We start from the raw sequence: 841 nt of genomic DNA, 5'->3' as shown, positions 1-841 counted from the left end.
CCGGGCGGGCGCTGTTCGCGGCGGACGGCGAGGTGGCGCTGGATGTCCCGCTCGCCTTCTCCCCGCCCGACGTCGCCGCCACCTGGGCTCCGCTTCCGCACACCGGCCCGCTGCTCGGCCTGCTGGACGACGCGGTGCCCGCCTGCCTGGTCGCGGCCGTCGACCGCACCGGGGCGGACCTGGAACGCTACGAACTCGGGCGCGGCGAGCCGCTGGGCACGGTCGAGGGCCCGGTGTGGCAGGGCCGGGGGCACCGCGCCCCGCCCGTGGACCGCTACGAGTGGCACTACCGGCACCGGGTCGAGGACACCTGGGAGCGCACCGCCGGGATCGTCGCCGAGCACCTCGCCCGGACCTGGCCGCACAGCGGCGCCCAGCTGCTCGTCCTCACCGGCGGCGCCCGGGAGCGCCGGGCCGTCCACGACCGGCTGCCGCAGCAACTCCACTCGGCGACCGTCGAGTTGGAGGGCGGCACCGGGAACGGCGGCACCTCCCGGGAAGCCTTCGACCGGCGCCTCGCCGCAGCCTGGAAGGAGCACCGCAGCCGGCACCTGGCCGAGCTGCTGGACGCCTTCCACACCGGTGTCGGCCGCCCCGGCGAACACCGCACCGACGCCGCCGGGACCGAGACCGCGCCCGGCCAGGCCGCCCAGGGCATCCCCGCCGTGCTGAGCGCCGCCCGGCAGCACCAGATCGCCGCGCTGCTCCTCCAGACGGGCGGCCACGACCCGGAGCGCCCGGTGTGGACCGGCCCCGAACCCGAGCACCTCGGCGTCCACCGGGCCGACCTGCGCGACATGGGCGTCCGCAGCCCGGCGCAGGCCCCCGCCGCCGACGCCCT

The 841-nt window shown here is 78.4% G+C and carries 1 protein-coding gene; it reads left to right on the top strand.

What is annotated here, in order from left to right; genetic code table 11:
* A partial coding sequence (locus KS423_RS46420) for a hypothetical protein (RefSeq protein ID WP_224285651.1) occupies positions 1 to 841 on the top strand: 841 nt, incomplete at both ends.

It is taken from the genome of Streptomyces sp. LS1784 (assembly GCF_020103755.1).
Classification (GTDB): Bacteria; Actinomycetota; Actinomycetes; order Streptomycetales; family Streptomycetaceae; genus Kitasatospora.
Note: the sequence above shows the minus strand (reverse complement) of the source record. Positions and strands in the feature narration are given on the sequence as shown.